Origin of the sequence: Burkholderia cepacia ATCC 25416 (assembly GCF_001411495.1) — a bacterium.
Lineage (GTDB): Bacteria > Pseudomonadota > Gammaproteobacteria > Burkholderiales > Burkholderiaceae > Burkholderia > Burkholderia cepacia.
Window position 1 is genome coordinate 605,696 of record NZ_CP012983.1, and the last position, 18,215, is coordinate 623,910.

Annotated in this window: 15 protein-coding genes; 12 read left to right on the forward strand and 3 right to left on the reverse strand. The window is 66.5% G+C overall.

All coding sequences use genetic code 11. From position 1 onward, the window contains the following. Positions 1-96 precede the first annotated feature (96 nt). Positions 97-1,371: a dicarboxylate/amino acid:cation symporter gene (locus APZ15_RS34950; protein ID WP_027792804.1), complete on the forward strand. Its 1,275-nt coding sequence runs from the start codon at positions 97-99 to the stop codon at positions 1,369-1,371. Beyond that, complete coding sequence (gene cuyB, locus APZ15_RS34955; RefSeq protein ID WP_027792803.1) at positions 1,368-2,828, forward strand: cysteate racemase; 1,461 nt, start codon at positions 1,368-1,370, stop codon at positions 2,826-2,828. The genes APZ15_RS34950 and cuyB overlap by 4 nt, the downstream gene beginning before the upstream one ends. 214 nt (positions 2,829-3,042) lie before the next feature. Here the strand turns inward: cuyB and APZ15_RS34960 are convergent, their stop codons facing one another. Beyond that, positions 3,043-3,231: a hypothetical protein gene (locus APZ15_RS34960; RefSeq protein ID WP_027792802.1), complete on the reverse strand. Its 189-nt coding sequence runs from the start codon at positions 3,229-3,231 to the stop codon at positions 3,043-3,045. A 165-nt stretch (positions 3,232-3,396) separates the two neighbouring features. On the opposite strand from APZ15_RS34960, the gene APZ15_RS34965 reads away from it, so the two are divergent. The 9 genes from APZ15_RS34965 to APZ15_RS35005 all read left to right on the forward strand — a co-directional run bounded on the left by APZ15_RS34965 (position 3,397) and on the right by APZ15_RS35005 (position 10,116). Beyond that, complete coding sequence (locus APZ15_RS34965) at positions 3,397-3,612, forward strand: DUF3820 family protein (protein ID WP_027792801.1); 216 nt, start codon at positions 3,397-3,399, stop codon at positions 3,610-3,612. A gap of 119 nt (positions 3,613-3,731) precedes the next feature. After that, positions 3,732-4,241 carry a hypothetical protein gene (locus APZ15_RS34970; protein ID WP_027792800.1) on the forward strand — a complete coding sequence of 170 codons (510 nt, stop codon included), beginning with the start codon at positions 3,732-3,734 and terminating at the stop codon, positions 4,239-4,241. A 197-nt stretch (positions 4,242-4,438) separates the two neighbouring features. Beyond that, entirely contained in the window at positions 4,439-4,954 is a 516-nt protein-coding gene (locus APZ15_RS34975) for a hypothetical protein (protein ID WP_027792799.1), read from the forward strand. Between the two features lie 104 nt (positions 4,955-5,058). Beyond that, positions 5,059-6,210 carry a c-type cytochrome gene (locus APZ15_RS34980; protein ID WP_027792798.1) on the forward strand — a complete coding sequence of 384 codons (1,152 nt, stop codon included), beginning with the start codon at positions 5,059-5,061 and terminating at the stop codon, positions 6,208-6,210. Between the two features lie 13 nt (positions 6,211-6,223). Beyond that, positions 6,224-7,978, forward strand: a complete 1,755-nt coding sequence (gene ctaD / locus APZ15_RS34985) for a cytochrome c oxidase subunit I (protein ID WP_027792797.1) — start codon at positions 6,224-6,226, stop codon at positions 7,976-7,978. Continuing rightward, the gene (locus APZ15_RS34990; RefSeq protein ID WP_027792796.1) at positions 7,975-8,586 is read left to right on the forward strand and encodes a cytochrome c oxidase subunit 3; all 612 of its coding nucleotides are present in this window, start codon (positions 7,975-7,977) and stop codon (positions 8,584-8,586) included. The genes ctaD and APZ15_RS34990 overlap by 4 nt, the downstream gene beginning before the upstream one ends. After that, complete coding sequence (locus APZ15_RS34995; protein ID WP_027792795.1) at positions 8,583-9,317, forward strand: heme-copper oxidase subunit III family protein; 735 nt, start codon at positions 8,583-8,585, stop codon at positions 9,315-9,317. The genes APZ15_RS34990 and APZ15_RS34995 overlap by 4 nt, the downstream gene beginning before the upstream one ends. A gap of 8 nt (positions 9,318-9,325) precedes the next feature. Beyond that, positions 9,326-9,667, forward strand: coding sequence for a cytochrome C oxidase subunit IV family protein (locus APZ15_RS35000; RefSeq protein WP_027792794.1), 342 nt, complete (start codon positions 9,326-9,328; stop codon positions 9,665-9,667). Between the two features lie 128 nt (positions 9,668-9,795). Further along, the gene (locus tag APZ15_RS35005) at positions 9,796-10,116 is read left to right on the forward strand and encodes a high-potential iron-sulfur protein (RefSeq protein ID WP_027792793.1); all 321 of its coding nucleotides are present in this window, start codon (positions 9,796-9,798) and stop codon (positions 10,114-10,116) included. A gap of 112 nt (positions 10,117-10,228) precedes the next feature. On the opposite strand, the gene APZ15_RS35010 is transcribed toward APZ15_RS35005, so the two are convergent. Beyond that, the gene (locus tag APZ15_RS35010) at positions 10,229-10,612 is read right to left on the reverse strand and encodes a hypothetical protein (RefSeq protein WP_027792792.1); all 384 of its coding nucleotides are present in this window, start codon (positions 10,610-10,612) and stop codon (positions 10,229-10,231) included. A 212-nt stretch (positions 10,613-10,824) separates the two neighbouring features. Continuing rightward, on the reverse strand, positions 10,825-11,208 hold the full coding sequence (locus APZ15_RS35015) for a c-type cytochrome (RefSeq protein WP_027792791.1): 384 nt from the start codon (positions 11,206-11,208) through the stop codon (positions 10,825-10,827). A gap of 255 nt (positions 11,209-11,463) precedes the next feature. Here APZ15_RS35015 and uvrA point away from each other — a divergent pair, with 255 nt between their 5' ends. Next, a complete protein-coding gene (gene uvrA / locus APZ15_RS35020; RefSeq protein ID WP_027792790.1) occupies positions 11,464-17,358 on the forward strand; it encodes an excinuclease ABC subunit UvrA in 5,895 nt (1,964 codons plus the stop codon). Positions 17,359-18,215 lie beyond the last annotated feature (857 nt).

The following is an 18,215-nucleotide window of genomic DNA, read 5'->3' on the forward strand; positions in this document are numbered from 1 at the left end:
CCCTACCATTCGTTCCAACGACAAATGTGACGCGTGGCCCGCGTCGCGCGGCCCGTCGCCTGCCGGCGGTCGGGCGTCACCCAAGGACGGATGGACATGAAAAATCGGCTTACCTCAAGCATCGCAATCGGCATGGTCCTCGGCGTCGCCGCCGGCTATGCGTGTCACACGAGCATCGCGGACCCGGGCACGCTCAAGACGGTCGCAGGGTATTTCTCGATCGTGACGGACATCTTTCTTCGGCTGATCAAGATGATCATTGCGCCGCTCGTGTTCGTGACGCTCGTTTCCGGCCTGGCCGGAATGGACAGCGGTGAGGACGTCGGGCGCATCGGATTGCGCTCGGTTGCATGGTTCGTCTGCGCATCGCTGGTTTCGCTGGGCCTCGGCCTCGTCATGGCCAACGCGTTGCAGCCCGGCGCCGGCCTGAACCTGGCGGAACCCGCGGGCGAGGCCAACCTCGGCCTGAATACCGCGGCACTGAACGCCAGGGACGTGATCACGCACGCGTTTCCGACCAGCCTGCTCGACGCGATGGCGCGCAACGACATCCTGCAGATTCTCGTTTTCTCCGTCTTTCTCGGCATCGCGCTGGGCGCGCTGAAGCACGATCAGCGTGTCGGCATCGTCATCCGGTCGATCGACGGCATGGTGCCGGTGATGTTGCGCCTGACGAACTACGTGATGCGCGCGGCGCCGCTGGGTGTCTTCGGTGCGATTGCGTCGTCCGTCGCGCTGCGCGGGCTCGACGTGATCTACACGTACGGCAAGCTGATCGGCGCGTTTTATCTCGGGCTGCTCGTCCTCTGGACGATCCTGATCGGCGCGGGATACCTGTTCCTCGGGCGGCGCGTCGGCGCGTTGCTGAGGGCCGTGCGCGAACCCGCGTTGATCGCGTTCTCGACCGCCAGCAGCGAAGCGGCGTATCCGCGCCTGACCGAGCAGCTCGAGAAGTTCGGTGTCGACAAGAAGGTCGTCGGTTTCACGCTGCCGCTCGGTTATGCATTCAACCTGGACGGCTCGATGATGTATCAGGCGTTTGCGGCCCTCTTCATCGCACAGGCGTTCGGCGTGCACATGCCGCTTTCGCAGCAGGTGTTCATGCTGCTGATCCTGATGTTGAGCAGCAAGGGCATGGCGAGCGTGCCGCGCGGATCGGTGGTCGTCGTCGCGGCCGTCGCGCCGATGTTCCATTTGCCGGCCGCCGGCGTGGCCATGATCCTGGCGATCGACCAGGTGCTCGACATGGGCCGCACGATGACGAACGTGATCGGCAACAGCGTGGCGACGGCCGTGATCGCGAAGTGGGAGGGCGCGCGCGCCGCGCAGCCGGACAGCGCCGCGTTCGATTCGCGGGAGCTGAACGCATGACGCACCGGGACATCGCAGGCACGGGACGGACGTTCGGCGTGGTCGGCGGCCTCGGGCCGCTGGGAAGCGCCGACGTGTTCTTCAAGCTGGTGAAGGCGACTCCGGCGTCGTCCGACGAGGATCACGTCGACCTGATCTTCGAGCAGCACCCGTTCAGAGGTTCGGGTTCGGGCAGCGCGGCGACGACGGCGCGCAAGCTGTACGTGTTCGACATGATCCGCGCGTTCGAGAAACGCGGCGTGACGACCGTGGTGCTGCCGTGCTTCCTGAGCCACACCTTCATCGACGAACTGAAGGCCAATACGCGCCTGCCGATCGTGGACATCGTCGAAGCCGTTCGCAGCCACGTGCAGCGCACGTATCCCGGCGCCATACGCATCGGCGTGCTGGCTTCGGACCATGTGCGGGCCGACGGGCTGTTCGAACGGTATTTCCCGGCGCCGCAGTTCGAGATCGTCCATCCGCGGCCGCGCGGCGATGTCGATCCCGTCACCGAGGCGATCTACGGGGCGGACGGCATCAAGCGCGGCAATCTTCGCGGCCGGCCGGTCGAGCTGCTGCGCGACGCATGCGAGGATCTGGCGGACCAGGGCGCGCAGGTCATCGTTCCGGGGCTGACGGAGATTGCGCTCGTGGCGGACGAAATCGGGCCGCTGCGGATACCGCTGATCGATTCGAATCTCGCATATGCGCAGTACGCGGTTTCGACCCGATGCGCGGCCCGTGCACCGGTATTCAAGATCGGGGTCGTCGGTGGCGTCGGGCCGGCCGCGACGGTGGACTTCCTGGACAAGATCGTTCGAAACACACCGGCTTCGCGCGACCAGGAGCACATCAAGCTGCTGGTCGAACAGAATCCGCAGATCCCGGACCGCACGGCGAACCTCGTCGGCGACGGGACCGACCCCACGATCTCGCTGTATGCGACGTGCAGGCGGCTCGAGGACGGGGAGGCGGATCTCATCGCGATTCCGTGCAATACCGCGCATGCGTTTGTCGAGCGGGTTCAACCGCACCTCGGCATTCCGATCGTAAACATGCTGACCGTGACGGCCGCCCATCTGCGCGATGCGTATCCGGGGCTGCGCGAGGTCGGCGTGCTGGCAACGTCGGGCACGATCGAAAGCGGCGTATACGAAAAGGCGCTCGAATCGTATGGATTCCGACAGGTCGCGCCGGCGCCGGCACTGCAGGCGCGCGTGATGGAAGCAATCTACGGAGAGCGGGGTGTCAAGGCCGGCTTTACGACCGGCCAGTGCCAAGCGGACATCGATGCCGCCGTCGACGCGCTGATTGCCGACGGCGTCGAAGTGATCGTTCTCGGCTGCACCGAGCTGCCGATCCTGCTGCCGGGCCGCGAATATGTCGCGCCGAACGGTGTGCGTGCGACGCTGGTCGATCCGACCGACGTGCTCGCGCGCCAATGCGTCGCGTACGCGACGGCTGCCGGTGCTTGAGCTTGAGATTGAGCTTGAGCTTGAGCTTGAGCTTGAGATTAAGCGGCCGCGCCGCCTTCGACGCGGCGGCCGGCGGGTATCGGATGTGCCGCGTGGTTCGGGCGGCGCAGGCGTGGATCAGCCGGTGCCGGTCTTGTGCGATTCCACGACGACCGCGCGTGACGAAGCGGTTTACTGAGGCCGACAAACCGGGCGCCCGGCAGCGGGCGCCATGTCAGTGTCTGAGCACGCAAACAGCGACGATTTCGTATCCGGGGTCGGCATGCATGTGCGCCGCCATTTCCGCTTCCTCATACGAACGAAACGACGTGGCATCTTCAACCGCTGGTGCCATGCCGATATCGCCATCCTCGGCGGTGCACAGGAACTGCTCGCCGGTCTTCACGACGTAGACGGACAACATGATTCCCTCCATCGTTTGCAGGGGGAAATTTCAGTCTAGCAGGCCAGAAAAGGGGCGCGGGCGGTTTGCGGCGCCTCGTTTCCGCGAGGCTGTTGCCGGAGGGTTTGCCGCGTCGGATGTCAGCCTGGCATGCGACGGGAGCGGAAAGCCGTGCACAATACCGGCATGCAGACCCCAGATCTCGAACACCTCGTCACCGTCACCATGCCCTTTGGAAAGTACAAGGGCCGACTCATTGCCGACCTGCCCGGGCCTTACCTCAACTGGCTGGCCCGCGAAGGGTTCCCGCGCGGCGAAATCGGCCGGCAGCTTGCGCTGATGCATGAAATCGACCACAACGGCCTGCGGGACTTGCTGGAGCCGTTGCGCAAACGCGGATAGCGTCGCTCGGGGCCGAACGGCTGCGCATGCGGCACCGTCGCTGGCCCGCGCGCACCTACTGTGTTGCCATTGCTGACATAGAATGGAAAGAGTAGTTGACGGCACAAAGGGGTGCCAACATGAGACGCCTTTATTTCCTCGTACCCGATACGCAGATGGCCAAGGCCATCGTCGACGATCTATTGCGCGCACGTATCATCTGGCGCCATATCCACGTCCTCGCCGATCACAGCGTCACACTCGATCAGTTACCCGAAGCATCGTTGCTGCAAAGCAGCGATGTCGTGCATGCGCTCGAGCGCGGCGTCGCGCTTGGCGGCGCGGCGGGTGCACTGATCGGCCTCGTCGCGCTGGTATTTCCCCCGGCGGAACTCGTGATCGCAGGCGGCGCCGTTGTCGGGTTGACGCTGGCGGGAGCGGGTTTCGGGGCGTGGACCGCCGCGATGATCGGCATTGCCGAGCCGAACGCGCGACTCCAGCGATTTCGCGAGGCCATACAGGAAGGCCAGATTCTGATCATGGCCGATGTGCCGGCATTGCGAGAGCAGGAAATCGAGGAGATGGTCGCCAGGCACTTTCCGACGGCGGACCTGGAAGGCGCCGAGCCCACGACACCGATCTTCCCCTGACGCGCGACAGCAAGCCGGCCTGCCCGATACCCGGGTTCATCGACGCATTTCGTCGAGCGCACGGCCGCGCGCGGAGAAGGGCGTTCGCACGTTGCGCAGGCAACCCTGCTTCCGAATCGCTCGAGTGACGCAGGCCCGACGCGCGTGACGCCCTCGGAACCGAAGCGCCGACGTCGAAGTGTCGGCAAGGAGGTCGTATGGAACTGCACATGCAATCGCACCATTGGGCGCGTCGGACGCCGGACTGGGTCGCCGCCGCCGTGGCCGGTCTCGCAGGCGGTGCGCTGGTGATCGCGCTGGAATTCGTCTGGTCGACACTCGTGCTCGGCTCGAGCCCGTGGCAACCGACACACAAGATCGCGGCGATGGTGATGGGCCGCAGCGCGCTCGGCCAGATGACGCAATTCAACCTTGAAATCGTCGCGATGGCGCTGCTGCTGCACTACGTGCTCGGCGCGATCATGGGGGTGATGCTCGCCGCGATCATGGCGCCTTTCCGCCTCGATTCAAGCGTGGGCATGGAAGCCGCCATCGGGCTGGCGTTCGGGATCGTCGCGTACGGGTGGAACTTCTACGTCATGACGGCCGTGTTCCCGTGGTTCGTCTCCGAGCGGGGTGCCGGGCCGTTGCTGGCCAACCTGTTGTTCGGCGTGGTTGCGGCCATCACTTACGGCAGGCTGGAGCGATTGCGCAAGCACAACGTGGACGACTGATACATCGCGTTTCCCGCCGCGCCGAGCCTGACCACCCGGCGTTCGCGGGAGACACGGAACCCGGCGTCGGCGGCGCCGGCGAGTGATATGCAGCGAGGCGGCCTATGGCCCTTGCGATTGCCCTGGTCCTGATCATCCTGTTGGCGGTGGGGTTTCACTTTGCCAGTCCGTGGTGGATCACGCCGATCGCGTCGAACTGGGTGCGCATGGACGACATGCTGACGATCACGCTCGTCATCACCGGTGCATTCTTCATCGCCATCAACCTGTTCATCGTCGTCGCGCTGGTGCGCTATCGCCACCGCAGCGGGCATCGCGCGGCCTACGAACCGCACAACCGCCGGCTGGAATGGTGGCTGATCGGCCTGACCGCCGTCGGCGTGGCGGCGTTGCTGGCGCCGGGGCTGTTCGTCTACGCGGACTACATCCGGCCGCCGCGCAACGTGCTGCAGATGGAAGTGCTCGGCCAGCAATGGCAATGGCGTTTCCGTTTCGCGGGCCCCGGCGGCAAGCTGGGCACGACGGACGTGCGCTACATCAGTAACGACAACCCGTTCGGCCTGAACCCCGCCGACCCCAACGGCCGCGACAATTACCTGATCGAGACGCCCGAGGTGCACCTGCCGCTCAACCGGCCGGTCCAGGTGCTGACGCGCTCGCGCGACGTGCTGCACGATTTCTACGTTCCGCCGTTCCGGGCGCGGATGAACATGGTGCCGGGCATGGTGACCACCTTCTGGTTCACGCCGACCAAGGCGGGGCGCTACGACATCCTGTGCGCGCAGCTCTGCGGGATCGGGCACTCCGGCATGCGCGGCGTGGTGGTCGTGGAAGACGAAGCCGCGTTCTCGCGCTGGCTGGCGCAGCAGCCCACCTTCGCGCGGCAGCAACTCGCCCGCGTGCAGGCAGCCCCCGCCGCTGCCGGCGGCAGCGCACACGCGCTCGCCGAACTGGGCAAGACGCTCGCGGCGGCCAAGGGCTGCGTCGCCTGCCATACCGTGGACGGCAGCCCGCTCGTGGGCCCGACCTGGAAGGGCCTGTACGGCAAGACCGAAACGATGGCCGACGGCAGCACCGCGAAGGTGGACGAAGCCTATCTGCGCGCGTTCATCCGCGATCCGGCGGCGCGGGTCGTGAAGGGGTTCTCGCCGATCATGCCGCGCTTCGACCTGAGCGACCAGGAACTGTCCGCACTGGTGGCATATATCGAGGCGCAAGGCGGGCCGCCTCCGGCCGGTACCGCGGCCAGGCAATAGCGGAGCAGAAACCATGACCTATGCGCACACCGACCACGCCCCGCAGAGCTTCTGGACCCGCTATGTCTGGAGCCAGGACCACAAGGTCATCGCGGTGCAGTATGCGATGACGGCCATCGCGATCGGGCTGGTCGGCCTCGTATTGTCCGACCTGATGCGGCTGCAGCTCGGCTTTCCGGGCAAGTTCGCCTTCATCGACGCGAACCACTACTACCAGTTCGTCACGATGCACGGGATGATCATGGTGATCTACCTGCTGACGGCGCTGTTCCTGGGCGGCTTCGGCAACTACCTGATCCCGCTGATGCTCGGCGCGCGCGACATGGTGTTCCCGTTTCTCAACATGCTGAGCTACTGGGTCTACCTGCTGGCCGTGCTGGTGCTGGCGGCGAGCTTCTTCGTGCCGGGCGGGCCGACCGGCGCGGGCTGGACGCTGTATCCGCCGCAGGCCATCCTGCCGGGCACGCCGGGCGTCGAATGGGGCATCGTGCTGATGCTCGTGTCGCTGGCGATCTTCATCGTCGCGGCGACGATGGGCGGCCTGAATTACGTGACCACCACGCTGCAGGCACGCACGCGCGGCATGACGCTGATGCGCATGCCGCTCACGGTGTGGGGCATCTTCATCGCGACCATCATGGCGCTGCTGGCGTTTCCGGCGCTGTTCGTGTCGGCGGTGATGATGCTGTTCGACAGGACGCTCGGCACCAGCTTCTTCGTGCCGGCCGTGGTGTCGATGGGGCAGACGCTCAAGCATGCCGGCGGCAGCCCGCTGCTGTTCCAGCACCTGTTCTGGTTCTTCGGGCATCCGGAGGTCTACATCGTCGCGCTGCCGGCCTTCGGCATCGCGTCGGACCTGATCAGCACGCACGCGCGCAAGAGCATCTTCGGCTACCGGATGATGGTGTGGGCCATCGTCATCATCGGCGCGCTGAGCTTCGTGGTCTGGGCGCACCACATGTTCATCGCCGGCATGAATCCGTACTTCGGCTTCTTCTTCGCCACCACCACGCTCATCATCGCCGTGCCGACCGCCCTCAAGGTCTACAACTGGGTGCTGACGCTGTGGCGCGGCGATATCCACCTGACCGTGCCGATGCTGTTCGCCATCGGCTTCATCAGCACCTTCGTGCTGGGCGGGCTGACCGGGCTCTACCTCGGCAACGTGAGCGTGGACATCCCGCTGTCGAACACGTATTTCGTGGTCGCGCACTTCCATATGGTGATGGCCGTGTCGCCGATCCTGGTGGTGTTCGGCGGCCTCTACCACTGGTACCCGAAGGTGACGGGCCGCATGCTCGACGACACGCTCGGGCGCGCGCACTTCTGGATCACCTTCGTCGGCACCTATGCGATCTACTTCCCGATGCACTATCTCGGCATCCTCGGCATGCCGCGGCGGTATTACGCGTACCAGGGCTACAGCTTCATCCCGCATTCGGCGCAGACGCTCAACACGTTCATCACCGTCGTCGCGCTGATCGTCGCGGCGGCGCAGTTGCTGTTCCTGTTCAACCTCGCGTGGAGCCTCGTGCACGGCCGGCGCGCCGACGGCAACCCGTGGCGGGCCACCACGCTGGAATGGCAGACGCCGCAAACGCCGCCCGCGCACGGCAACTGGGGCGCGGCGCTTCCCGTCGTCTACCGCTGGGCATACGAATACAGTCCGCCGGGGCAAGAGGAAGATTTCGTGCCGCAAAACCAGCCGCCCGCGACGGTGCCTGAACCGGCCCACCCGGCGCTTCACCCCGGCGAGGCCCACGAATGACCACGCTGCCGCGCCCCTTCGTTCACGACGCGCCACCCGGCTTGCCGAATGCGGGCCGCACCGGTCTGATCGTCTTCATGGCGGTCGCGACGACGTTGTTCTCGCTGCTGCTGCTCGCCTATGCAATGCGCATGCGCGAGCCCGACTGGCAGCCGATCCCGCATCCGGCGCTGCTGTGGTGGAACACCGGCGCGCTGGCGCTGGCCAGCGTCGCCATGCAGCGAGCCCGGCAACTGACCTTGCACCGCACCGCGTGGCTCGTGTGCGGCGGCGTGCTGGCGGCCGTGTTCGTGGCTGGGCAACTGACCGCCTGGCACCTGCTGTCGGCTGGCGGGCAGACCGTTGCGGTCAATCCGTCGAACAGCTTCCTCTACCTGCTCACCGGCCTGCACGGATTGCATGTGCTGGGCGGGCTGGCGGCGTGGGCGATGACGATCGCGCAGCTCCGGCGCGCGGACCCGTTCCGGGCCCGGCGTGTCATCGATCTGTGCGCGCTCTACTGGCATTTCCTGCTCGCGGTGTGGCTCGTGCTGCTGGCGGCGATGTGGTGGCTGACCCCCGGGATCGTCGCCGCCGTCTGCGGGCCGCTGTATGGAGCCGCGCGATGACCGCGCCCACGGCCCCCACCGGATCCGCCGCCGATTCGCCCGCGGCCCCGCCTGTCGATGCGCCGTCCGCCGACGCCCGGCCCGACGGCTGGCGCGGCATCGTCACGGATTGGTCGGCCGATCGCGAAGCCTTCAAGGTGCCGTGGGGCAAGGCGATGATGTGGATCTTCCTGCTGTCGGACACCTTCGTCTTCAGCAGTTTCCTGATCGGCTACATGACGGTGCGCATGTCGACCACGGCGCCGTGGCCCGATACCGCGAAGGTGTTCGGGCTCAGCGTGGGCGGCGTGGAGGTGCCGTTGCTGCTGATTGCGATCATGACGTTCACGCTGATCAGCAGCAGCGGCACCATGGCGATGGCCGTCAACTTCGGCTACCGGCGCAACGCGAGGCCCGCCGCCGCGCTGCTGCTGGCGACCGCGCTGCTGGGCGCCACCTTCGTGTCGCTGCAGGCGTTCGAATGGAGCAACCTGATCTTCCGGGAAGGCATCCGCCCGTGGGGCAATCCGCTGGGCGCGGCGCAGTTCGGCGCGTGCTTCTTCACGATCACCGGGTTCCACGGCTTTCACGTGACCTGCGGCGTGATCTACCTGCTGCTGATCGCGCGCAAGATCCTGCAGCCGGGGTTCACCGAACACGGCAACTTCCAGATCGTCGAGATCGCCGGCCTGTACTGGCACTTCGTCGACCTGGTGTGGGTGTTCATCTTCGCGCTGTTCTACTTGTGGTGAGGCAGGCCATGGACCATACCGATCCCGCCGACCGACCCGACGCCGCGCACGGCCAGCAGCATCCGATCGGCCTCTACCTGAAGATCTGGGGCCTGCTGTTCGTGCTGAGCACGTTGTCGTACCTGGTCGACTATTTCAACGTGCAGGGCCTGTTGCGCTGGGTACTGATCGTCGTGCTGATGATCGCCAAGGCCGGGCTGATCGTGTCGATCTTCATGCACATGATGTGGGAGCGGCTGGCGCTGGTGTACGCGATCCTCGTGCCGCCGCTGTGCCTGCTGGTGCTCATGGTGCTGATGGCGGCCGAGGCGCATCACACGTTCGGGATGCGGGAATTGTTTTTTCGGTGATTCCTTCGCAGGGGGTAAACGTGTCGCAGCGCGACGGGCACGGTGACGGGCCGCGGTTGTGCGCCGGGCGGCTTCGCGGCATCGGAGGATGCCGGTCATCCGGCCACGCAAACATCGAGGAGGGCAAGATGAAGTTTTCACGCCGACGTTTTATCGCTGCCACCACCGTTCTGGCATCCGCGCTGGCCGTTGGGCGCCGCGCGGCCGCGGCAGATGCCGGGGCCGGTGCCGTGCAGGAAACCGATGCAAACGCCCAGGCCCTCGGCTACAAGACGGATGCAAGCCGGGTCGACCATGCGAAATTCCCGAAATTTCAGGCGGGCGAGGCCTGCGCGAACTGCCAGTTCTTCCAGGGCAAGACCGGTGCGGCCACGGCGCCGTGCACCATTTTCGGCGGCAAGCAGGTCAATGCGAAAGGCTGGTGCGGCGCTTACGCGAAAAAGGCGTAGCAGGGCAGGGGCGAGCGGGTGGCCGGGATACGTGATGCCCGGCCCACCTCATGACTGATCGGACTCGAGCCAAGCACCCGGCGCGACGCGAAATCCGGATGGCAGGCAAGGGTCAGAGATCGCCGCGCACTTCACCGGTTCCCAGCGCGGTCCGCTGCCGGTTGACTTCCGCCCAAAGCTCGTCGCTGTCGTCATTGCGCAGCAGGACCATCCAGTCCAGCTGATCGTCGGTTACGTCGAAGTATTCCAGGATCTCGCGGCGAGCCGCATCGACGAACTGCGCGAATTCCGGGGTTGCCTGGGCCTGTGCGTGCAACGCGTCGTATTCCGCATCGTCCGCGCCGCCGCCGTGCTCGTCGATGTAGCGCGAGATCCACTGGTCTATTTCGCGGTCGTAGTCGGCTTCGGCGCGCATCGCTTGCACGGCCGTGTGGAAATCCAGTTGGGCAAACGCGGCGATCGCCGCCGTTGTCGCCTCGTCGAATGTAGTCGTCATTCCATTTCTCATGTTGATCAGCGCGCATCATCGCATGGGCTGCGCCCGGGCAGGTGCGTTGGATCCGGATGGCGCAACACACGGCTTGCGTGCCGAAGTCCGACCCGGGCAACGGCACCATTTTCGGAAGGTTGATGCCTCCGCCGGATATCGCGTCGGCGGTATGTTACCGGCTCGAAACGACCCGGAGCGGTCAGCCGGTCAACACGCAATCATCGGCTGTTGGAAATCACGTCGCTCATGTATTGATTCAGGTCGCGAAAATCCTGGACGGTCCAGGCGTGCGGCGCCAGCTTGACGCCGTTCTCCCTCAAGGTTCTCGGAATCAGGTCCCCGTTCGGGCGAAGTATTACCGATGAAACGATGACGCCTGGATAATCGTGGAGCCGCTTTTTGAACGCGGCAGTCGTGAGGTCAGGCGTCGGGGGATTGCTTTTCCTGGCCAATGGCCCGGTGCCCTTGATATCTGCGCCATGGCACATCGCGCATCTCTGTATGAAGAGATTTTTCCCGTTGATGTTTTGCGAGAAGGCGAGTGACGGCTGAGTCAACACCCACGCTCCCAGCGAAGTGATGAGCAATGCTCTTGCTTTCATTTTCCTTGTCGTATCACACGGATTGCCGGGCCGGGGAGTATAAACGCGTTGTCGCGGAATGGCCGCGCCTCCCACCGCCATCCCATACCGCCCTCAGGGTCGTCATGGAAAACTGTATGAATATACAGTATAGTGTCCGTCGAAATCGGGCCGCACAGGTGCAACCCTTGCGGCGCGTGCGCCGCGCCTGCGGGCATCCGCCGCAGCGTTCCGGCACCGGGCACTCTGGTTAACTCATTCGGACGGGCAGGCAAATTGTCATCCAGCAATCTGATCCGCATTCGCGGAGCACGTCAGCACAACCTCAAGAACCTCGATCTCGACCTGCGCACCGGCGAGATGACGGTCGTCACCGGCCCGTCGGGCTCCGGCAAGTCGAGCCTCGTGTTCGACACGCTGTACGCGGAAGGCCAGCGGCGCTACGTCGAGACGTTCAGCGCGTACGCGCGGCAGTTCCTCGACCGGATGGACCGCCCGCAGGTCGAGCGGGTCGACGGCGTGCCGCCCGCGATCGCGATCGACCAGACCAACCCGGTGCGCAGTTCGCGCTCGACCGTCGGCACGATGACCGAGCTGAACGATCACCTGAAGCTGCTGTACGCGCGCGCGGCCGAGCTGTTCGACCGCAAGACCGCGCGGCAGGTGCGGCACGACACGCCGGAGACGATCTACGCGGAACTCGTCGCGCGCACGCGGGCGGACGATCCGCGCGTCGTCGTCACGTTCCCGGTCGAGCTGCCCGAAACGGCGTCCGATGAAGAAGTCGCGCAGTGGCTGTCCGCGAGCGGTTACACGCGGGTGCAGGCGCAGCGCGAGGTCGCGTCGCCCACCGGGCCGCGCAAGGTGCTCGACGTGGTGGCCGACCGCTTCCGCGTGCAGCAGGCCGACAAGGTGCGCGTGGTCGAGGCGATCGAGGCGTCGCTGAAACGCGGCGGCGGGCGCGTGAACGTGTACGTGCTGGCGCCGGAAGCGGAAAACGCGATCGCCGAGCCGCAGGTGTGGCGCTTCTCCACCGGGCTTCACGATCCCGACAGCGATCTGCGCTACGCGGAGCCGCAGGCGGCGCTGTTCTCGTTCAATTCGGCGTACGGCGCGTGCGAAACCTGCCGCGGCTTCGGCCGCGTGATCGGCGTCGATCTCGGCCTCGTGATTCCCGACGCGCGCAAGACGCTGCGCGGCGGCGCGATCAAGCCGATGCAGACGCCCGCGTGGAAGGAGTGTCAGGACGACCTGATGCGCTACGCGGCGAAAGCCGGCATCCCGCGCGACACGCCGTGGGCCGAGCTGTCGGACGCCGAGCGCGACTGGGTCGTCAACGGTTCGCCGGACTGGAACGGCAAGTGGCAGAGCCAGTGGTACGGCGTGAAGCGCTTCTTCGGCTATCTCGAGTCGAAAGCGTACAAGATGCATATCCGCGTGCTGCTGTCGAAATACCGCAGCTACACGCCGTGCGACGTGTGCGGCGGCGCGCGCCTGAAGACGGAGTCGCTGCAGTGGCGGCTCGGCTCGAAAGAGAACGCCGACGGCGTGCTCGCGCCGGCCGGCCGCTTCATGCCGCGCGGCGTCGACTGGAGCCGCGCGCAGCTCGAGGCGCTGCCGGGCCTGACCGTGCACGACCTGATGCTGTTGCCGATCGAGCGTATCCGCCGCTTCTTCGACGACATCAGCCTGCCGAGCGCGCTGCTCGACGATGCATTGAAGCTGCTGCTCGCCGAAGTGCGCACGCGCCTGAAATACCTGTGCGACGTCGGGCTCGGCTACCTGACGCTCGACCGGCAGAGCCGCACGCTGTCGGGCGGCGAGGTGCAGCGGATCAACCTGACGACGGCGCTCGGCACGTCGCTCACGAAAACCCTGTTCGTGCTCGACGAACCGAGCATCGGGCTGCATCCGCGCGATCTCACGCGGATCGTCGAGGCGATGCAGCGGCTGCGCGATGCGGGCAATACGCTGGTGGTGGTCGAACACGATCCGTCGGTGATGCTCGCGGCCGATCGCCTGATCGACATGGGGCCCGGCCCCGGCGAGCGCGGCGGCACGATCGTCTACGACGGCACGCCGGGCGACATCCGCTCCGCGCACACGCTGACGGGCGAGTATCTCGGCGGCCGCAAGCATGTCGCGCATGCGTCGAACTGGGCGCGCCGGGTGGTCGACGCGAATACGCCGCGCATCGTGCTCGAAGGGGCGAGCGAACACAACCTGCGCGACGTGACGGTCGAGATTCCGCTGCAGCGGCTCGTCTGCGTGACGGGCGTGTCGGGGTCCGGCAAGTCCACGCTGCTGCAGGACGTGCTCTATCCGGCGATGGCGCGGCACCACGGCAAGGCGACCGAGTCGCCGGGCGCGTACCGCAGCCTCACGGGCGCCGACCAGGTGGGCGACGTCGTGTTCGTCGACCAGTCGCCGATCGGCAAGACCACCCGTTCGAACCCGGCGAGCTACGTCGGCGCGTTCGACGAGATCCGCAAGCTGTTCGCGAAGGCGCCGCTCGCGCTGCAACGCGGCTACGGCGCCGGCACGTTCAGCTTCAACTCGGGCGACGGCCGTTGCCCGACCTGCGGCGGCTCGGGCTTCGAGCACATCGAGATGCAGTTCCTGAGCGACGTCTACCTGCGCTGCCCGGACTGCGACGGCAGCCGCTACCGCGCGGAGATTCTCGAAGTGCGCATCGAGCGCGACGGCCGCGCGCTGAGCATCGCCGACGTGCTCGATCTCACCGTCAGCGAAGCAGCCGCGTTCTTCGCGACCGACGCCGAGGTGCTGCGCGTGTTGCAGCCGATCGTCGACGTCGGCCTCGAATACGTGAAGCTCGGCCAGCCGGTGCCGACGCTGTCGGGCGGCGAAGCGCAGCGCCTGAAGCTGGCCGGCTTCCTCGCCGAATCGGCGGCGGCCGTGAACGGCCGCCGGGTCGTCACGGAAGAGGCGCGCATCGCGCGGGCGAAGCTGTTCATGTTCGACGAGCCGACCACCGGGCTGCACTTCGACGACATCGCGAAGCTGATGCAGGCGTTCGGCAAGCTGCTCGCGGCCGGCCATTCGCTGATCGTGATCGAGCACAACCTCGACGTGATCCGCGCGGCCGACTGGCTGATCGATCTCGGCCCGGAAGGCGGCGACGGCGGCGGCCTCGTGCTGTGCGCGGGCACGCCCGACGACGTGAAAGCCTGCGCCGCATCGCATACCGGCGTGGCGCTGCTGCAGTACGAACGCGCGATGGATGCCGACATGGCACTCGCCGACGAAGGCAAGCCGCTGCAGGCCGTGCTGAACGCGGCGCGCGAGCGGCGTGCGATCGAAGGCGAGGACGTCGTGCGGATCGTCAACGCGCGCGAGCACAACCTGAAGGCGCTCGACGTCGACATCCCGCACGGCAAGTTCAACGTGATCACCGGCGTGTCGGGTTCCGGCAAGTCGACGCTCGCGTTCGACATCCTGTTCCACGAAGGCCAGCGCCGTTACCTCGAATCGCTGAACGCGTATGCGCGCTCGATCGTGCAGCCGGCCGGCCGCCCCGAAGTCGACGCGGTGTACGGCATCCCGCCGACCGTCGCGATCGAGCAGCGGCTGTCGCGCGGCGGGCGCAAGAGCACGGTCGCGACCACGTCCGAGGTGTGGCACTTCCTGCGGCTGCTGTACGTGAAGCTCGGCCTGCAGCATTGCATCCACGACGGCACGCCGGTCACGTCGCAATCCGTCGAATCGATCGCCGCGCAGTTGCTGCGCGATCATCGCGGCGAACACGTCGGGCTGCTTGCGCCGCTCGTCGTGAACCGCAAGGGCGTATATACGGATCTCGCGAAGTGGGCGAAGGCGCGCGGCAGCACGCATCTGCGCGTCGACGGCGAGTTCGTGCCGGTCGATCCGTGGCCGAAGCTCGACCGCTTCCGCGAGCATACGATCGAGCTGCCGGTCGCCGATATCGTCGTGTCCCCCGACAACGAAGCCGAACTGCGACGCGTGCTCGACGAGACGCTCGAGCTCGGCAAGGGCGTGATGCATCTGCTCGCGCCGCTCGACGGGCTGCACGACGCGATGCAGAACGATCATTCGACCGCGCGGGTCGGCACGGTCAAGGTGCTGTCGGTCAAGCGTGCGTGCCCGGTGTGCGGCACGAGCTACCCGGAGCTGGACCCGCGGATGTTCTCGTACAACAGCAAGCACGGCTGGTGCACGACCTGCGTCGGCACCGGCGTCACGCTCACGCGCGAACAGCGCGCCGCGTACGACGACACGGTGCTCGCCGGGGACGATCGCGGCCGCGAGCAGACACTGCCGTCGGACGAACAGGAACCGGAAGGCGTCGGCAACGAGCCGTGCCCGGATTGCAACGGCACGCGGCTGAATCCGACCGCGCGGGCGGTGACGTTCGACGCGCATCCGATCGTCGAGGTCGCGCAATGGACGGTGTCGGACACGCGCCGCTGGATCGACGGGCTGGAGCTGACGGGGCGCGACGCGCAGATCGCGCGCGACATCGTCAGCGAGATCGGCAGCCGCCTCGCGTTTCTCGAGGAAGTCGGGCTCGGCTACCTGAGCCTCGATCGCGCGGCGCCGAGCCTGTCGGGCGGCGAAGCGCAGCGCATCCGGCTCGCCGCGCAGCTCGGCAGCAACCTGCAGGGTGTGTGCTACGTGCTCGACGAACCGACGATCGGCCTGCATCCGCGCGACAACCAGATCCTGCTGGATGCGCTGCGCAAGCTCGGCGACAAGGGCAACACGCTCGTCGTCGTCGAACATGACGAGGACACGATCCGCCGCGCCGATCACATCATCGACATCGGCCCGGGCGCGGGCAAGCGCGGCGGCACGCTGGTCGCCGAGGGCGCGGTCGCCGATCTGGCCGCGCAGCCGGATTCCGTGACGGGCCGCCTGCTCGCGCAGCCGATGACGCATCCGCTGCAGCCACGCCGCAGCGTGAGCCTGCCGGGCAAGAAGGGCGGCGCGGCCGTGCCGGAAGCCTGGCTGACCGTGCACGGTGCGCGGCTGCACAACCTGCGCGACGTCACGGTCGGCATTCCGCTCGCGCGGCTCGTCGCGGTCACGGGCGTGAGCGGCTCGGGCAAGTCGACGCTCGCGCGCGACGTGCTGATGACGAACCTGCTCGACGCGGTCGGCCGCTCGGTGCTGTCGTCGCCGGCCACGCGCCGCGCGCGCAAGGCCGCGCAGCAGGACACGCCGGCCGCCAACCGTCGCTCGAGCGTGCTTGCGTGCAGTGCGCCGCGGCCGTCGCTGAACGTCACGCATGCATGGCAGGGCTGCGAATCGCTGAGCGGCTGGGAGCAGATCGACCGCGTGCTCGAAGTCGACCAGACGCCGATCGGCAAGACGCCGCGCTCGTGTCCGGCCACCTATATCGGCGTGTGGGACACGATCCGCAAGCTGTTCGCCGATACGCTGGAAGCGCGTGCGCGCGGCTACACGGCGTCGCGCTTCTCGTTCAACACCGGCGACGGGCGTTGCCCCGCATGCGAAGGGCAAGGCGTGCGCACGATCGGCATGAGCTTCCTGCCCGACGTGAAGGTGCCGTGCGACGTGTGCCACGGGCAGCGCTTCAACCCGGAGACGCTCGCGGTCACGTGGCGCGGCCGGAACATCGGCGACGTGCTGACGATGGAGATCGACGAGGCAGTGGAGTTTTTTGCGCCGATCTCGAACATCGCGCATCCGTTGCAGCTGATGAAGGATGTCGGCCTCGGCTACCTGACGCTCGGCCAGCCGTCGCCGACGTTGTCGGGCGGCGAGGCGCAGCGCATCAAGCTCGTCACCGAGCTGACGAAGGTGCGCGACGACATCACGCGGCGCGGCCAGAAGGCGCCGCACACGCTGTACGTGCTCGACGAGCCGACGGTCGGCCTGCACATGGCGGACGTCGCGAAGCTGATTCGCGTGCTGCACCGGCTCGTCGATGCGGGGCACAGCGTCGTCGTGATCGAGCACGACCTCGACGTGATCGCGGAAGCCGACTGGATCATCGATCTCGGGCCGGAAGGCGGCGTGGGCGGCGGCACGATCGTCGCGGCGGCGCCGCCGGAAGCGCTCGTGCGGGTGAGCGCGAGCCATACGGGGCAGGCGCTCAAGCCGGTGCTCGCGCGAACGGGCGCGGGCGAAGGGGAAGCCGAGCGCGAGGGAGAAGCGCGGGTAGGGTGAGCGCGGCACTTAGTGTTGAGAGCCTCGGTGCCAGGGGGATTGCCTCCCGGCTAACGGGCTCGGTTCTTTTCTTTCAAGACGTGGGGTAATGGCTCCGGTGTGGCGCCGTTACCCCGCTTCCGATACGCGAAGCCTCGCGCTATCGGAGCTTCGTTTTCTGGTGTCGACCGGCGCCATCCCCGTATGCGGTGCCGTCAGGTCTGCCGGCGGCTCGCTCGATCGCGTGCCCGTCACTTGAAACACATCCCCCACGCGTTTCCGCGCTGTCGCATCCATTCCGTGATCGGGCTCGGTTGCACATCGAACCGTTGTGCCAGTGCGGCCAGCGTCCGCTCGCCTTTAGCGTTGCAAGCGCAGCACTTTTGCATCGAACCCCGCCGGGTGTGACCGTCGGGTTCTCTTCTTCATCGTCCAGGTTCCTGGGCCGGCATTATCGCGGGCCAGCGGATCGAGCGTTCGACTTACACACCTGCCCGGATTTGCGAGGCCACGCCTGAATCAATCGCGAATTCCATTATGTGTGTGCGCGCTATCGGTTTTGATCCGCGCGTCATATTCATAGAAGAAATGACCGCAACGGGGCAGTCGCACGTTCTCCATAATCGACATTCGAGATTACCTGCCTATTCGACGCTTTTTCATGAAAGTTTGAATCCGGTCAGCCCGGCCATTCGCGAGGTTGAGTTCGATGTCGCGTTTCCTTTCGATCCCCGATAAAAACCCGCTCGCCGAAGAGGCGAGCGCGCGCGTTTTGGTCGATGGTGCCGTGCTGGTCGTGCGTCATGCCTGCCGACAGGCAGATTGGGCAGATCCCGGGCCGACAGCACGCGGCGCGTGTACCACCAGACAGACCCAAT

Excerpts from the sequence above, each read along its gene's own strand:
- APZ15_RS34990 (WP_027792796.1), top strand. The coding sequence starts at position 7,975 with ATGACCACGCTGCCGCGCCCCTTCGTTCACGACGCGCCACCCGGCTTG.
- cuyB (WP_027792803.1), top strand. The coding sequence starts at position 1,368 with ATGACGCACCGGGACATCGCAGGCACGGGACGGACGTTCGGCGTGGTC.
- APZ15_RS34950 (WP_027792804.1), top strand. The coding sequence starts at position 97 with ATGAAAAATCGGCTTACCTCAAGCATCGCAATCGGCATGGTCCTCGGC.
- APZ15_RS35000 (WP_027792794.1), top strand. The coding sequence starts at position 9,326 with ATGGACCATACCGATCCCGCCGACCGACCCGACGCCGCGCACGGCCAG.
- ctaD (WP_027792797.1), top strand. The coding sequence starts at position 6,224 with ATGACCTATGCGCACACCGACCACGCCCCGCAGAGCTTCTGGACCCGC.
- APZ15_RS35015 (WP_027792791.1), bottom strand. The coding sequence starts at position 11,208 with ATGAAAGCAAGAGCATTGCTCATCACTTCGCTGGGAGCGTGGGTGTTG.
- APZ15_RS34975 (WP_027792799.1), top strand. The coding sequence starts at position 4,439 with ATGGAACTGCACATGCAATCGCACCATTGGGCGCGTCGGACGCCGGAC.
- APZ15_RS34995 (WP_027792795.1), top strand. The coding sequence starts at position 8,583 with ATGACCGCGCCCACGGCCCCCACCGGATCCGCCGCCGATTCGCCCGCG.
- APZ15_RS35005 (WP_027792793.1), top strand. The coding sequence starts at position 9,796 with ATGAAGTTTTCACGCCGACGTTTTATCGCTGCCACCACCGTTCTGGCA.
- APZ15_RS34965 (WP_027792801.1), top strand. The coding sequence starts at position 3,397 with ATGCAGACCCCAGATCTCGAACACCTCGTCACCGTCACCATGCCCTTT.
- APZ15_RS35010 (WP_027792792.1), bottom strand. The coding sequence starts at position 10,612 with ATGACGACTACATTCGACGAGGCGACAACGGCGGCGATCGCCGCGTTT.
- APZ15_RS34970 (WP_027792800.1), top strand. The coding sequence starts at position 3,732 with ATGAGACGCCTTTATTTCCTCGTACCCGATACGCAGATGGCCAAGGCC.
- APZ15_RS34980 (WP_027792798.1), top strand. The coding sequence starts at position 5,059 with ATGGCCCTTGCGATTGCCCTGGTCCTGATCATCCTGTTGGCGGTGGGG.
- APZ15_RS34960 (WP_027792802.1), bottom strand. The coding sequence starts at position 3,231 with ATGTTGTCCGTCTACGTCGTGAAGACCGGCGAGCAGTTCCTGTGCACC.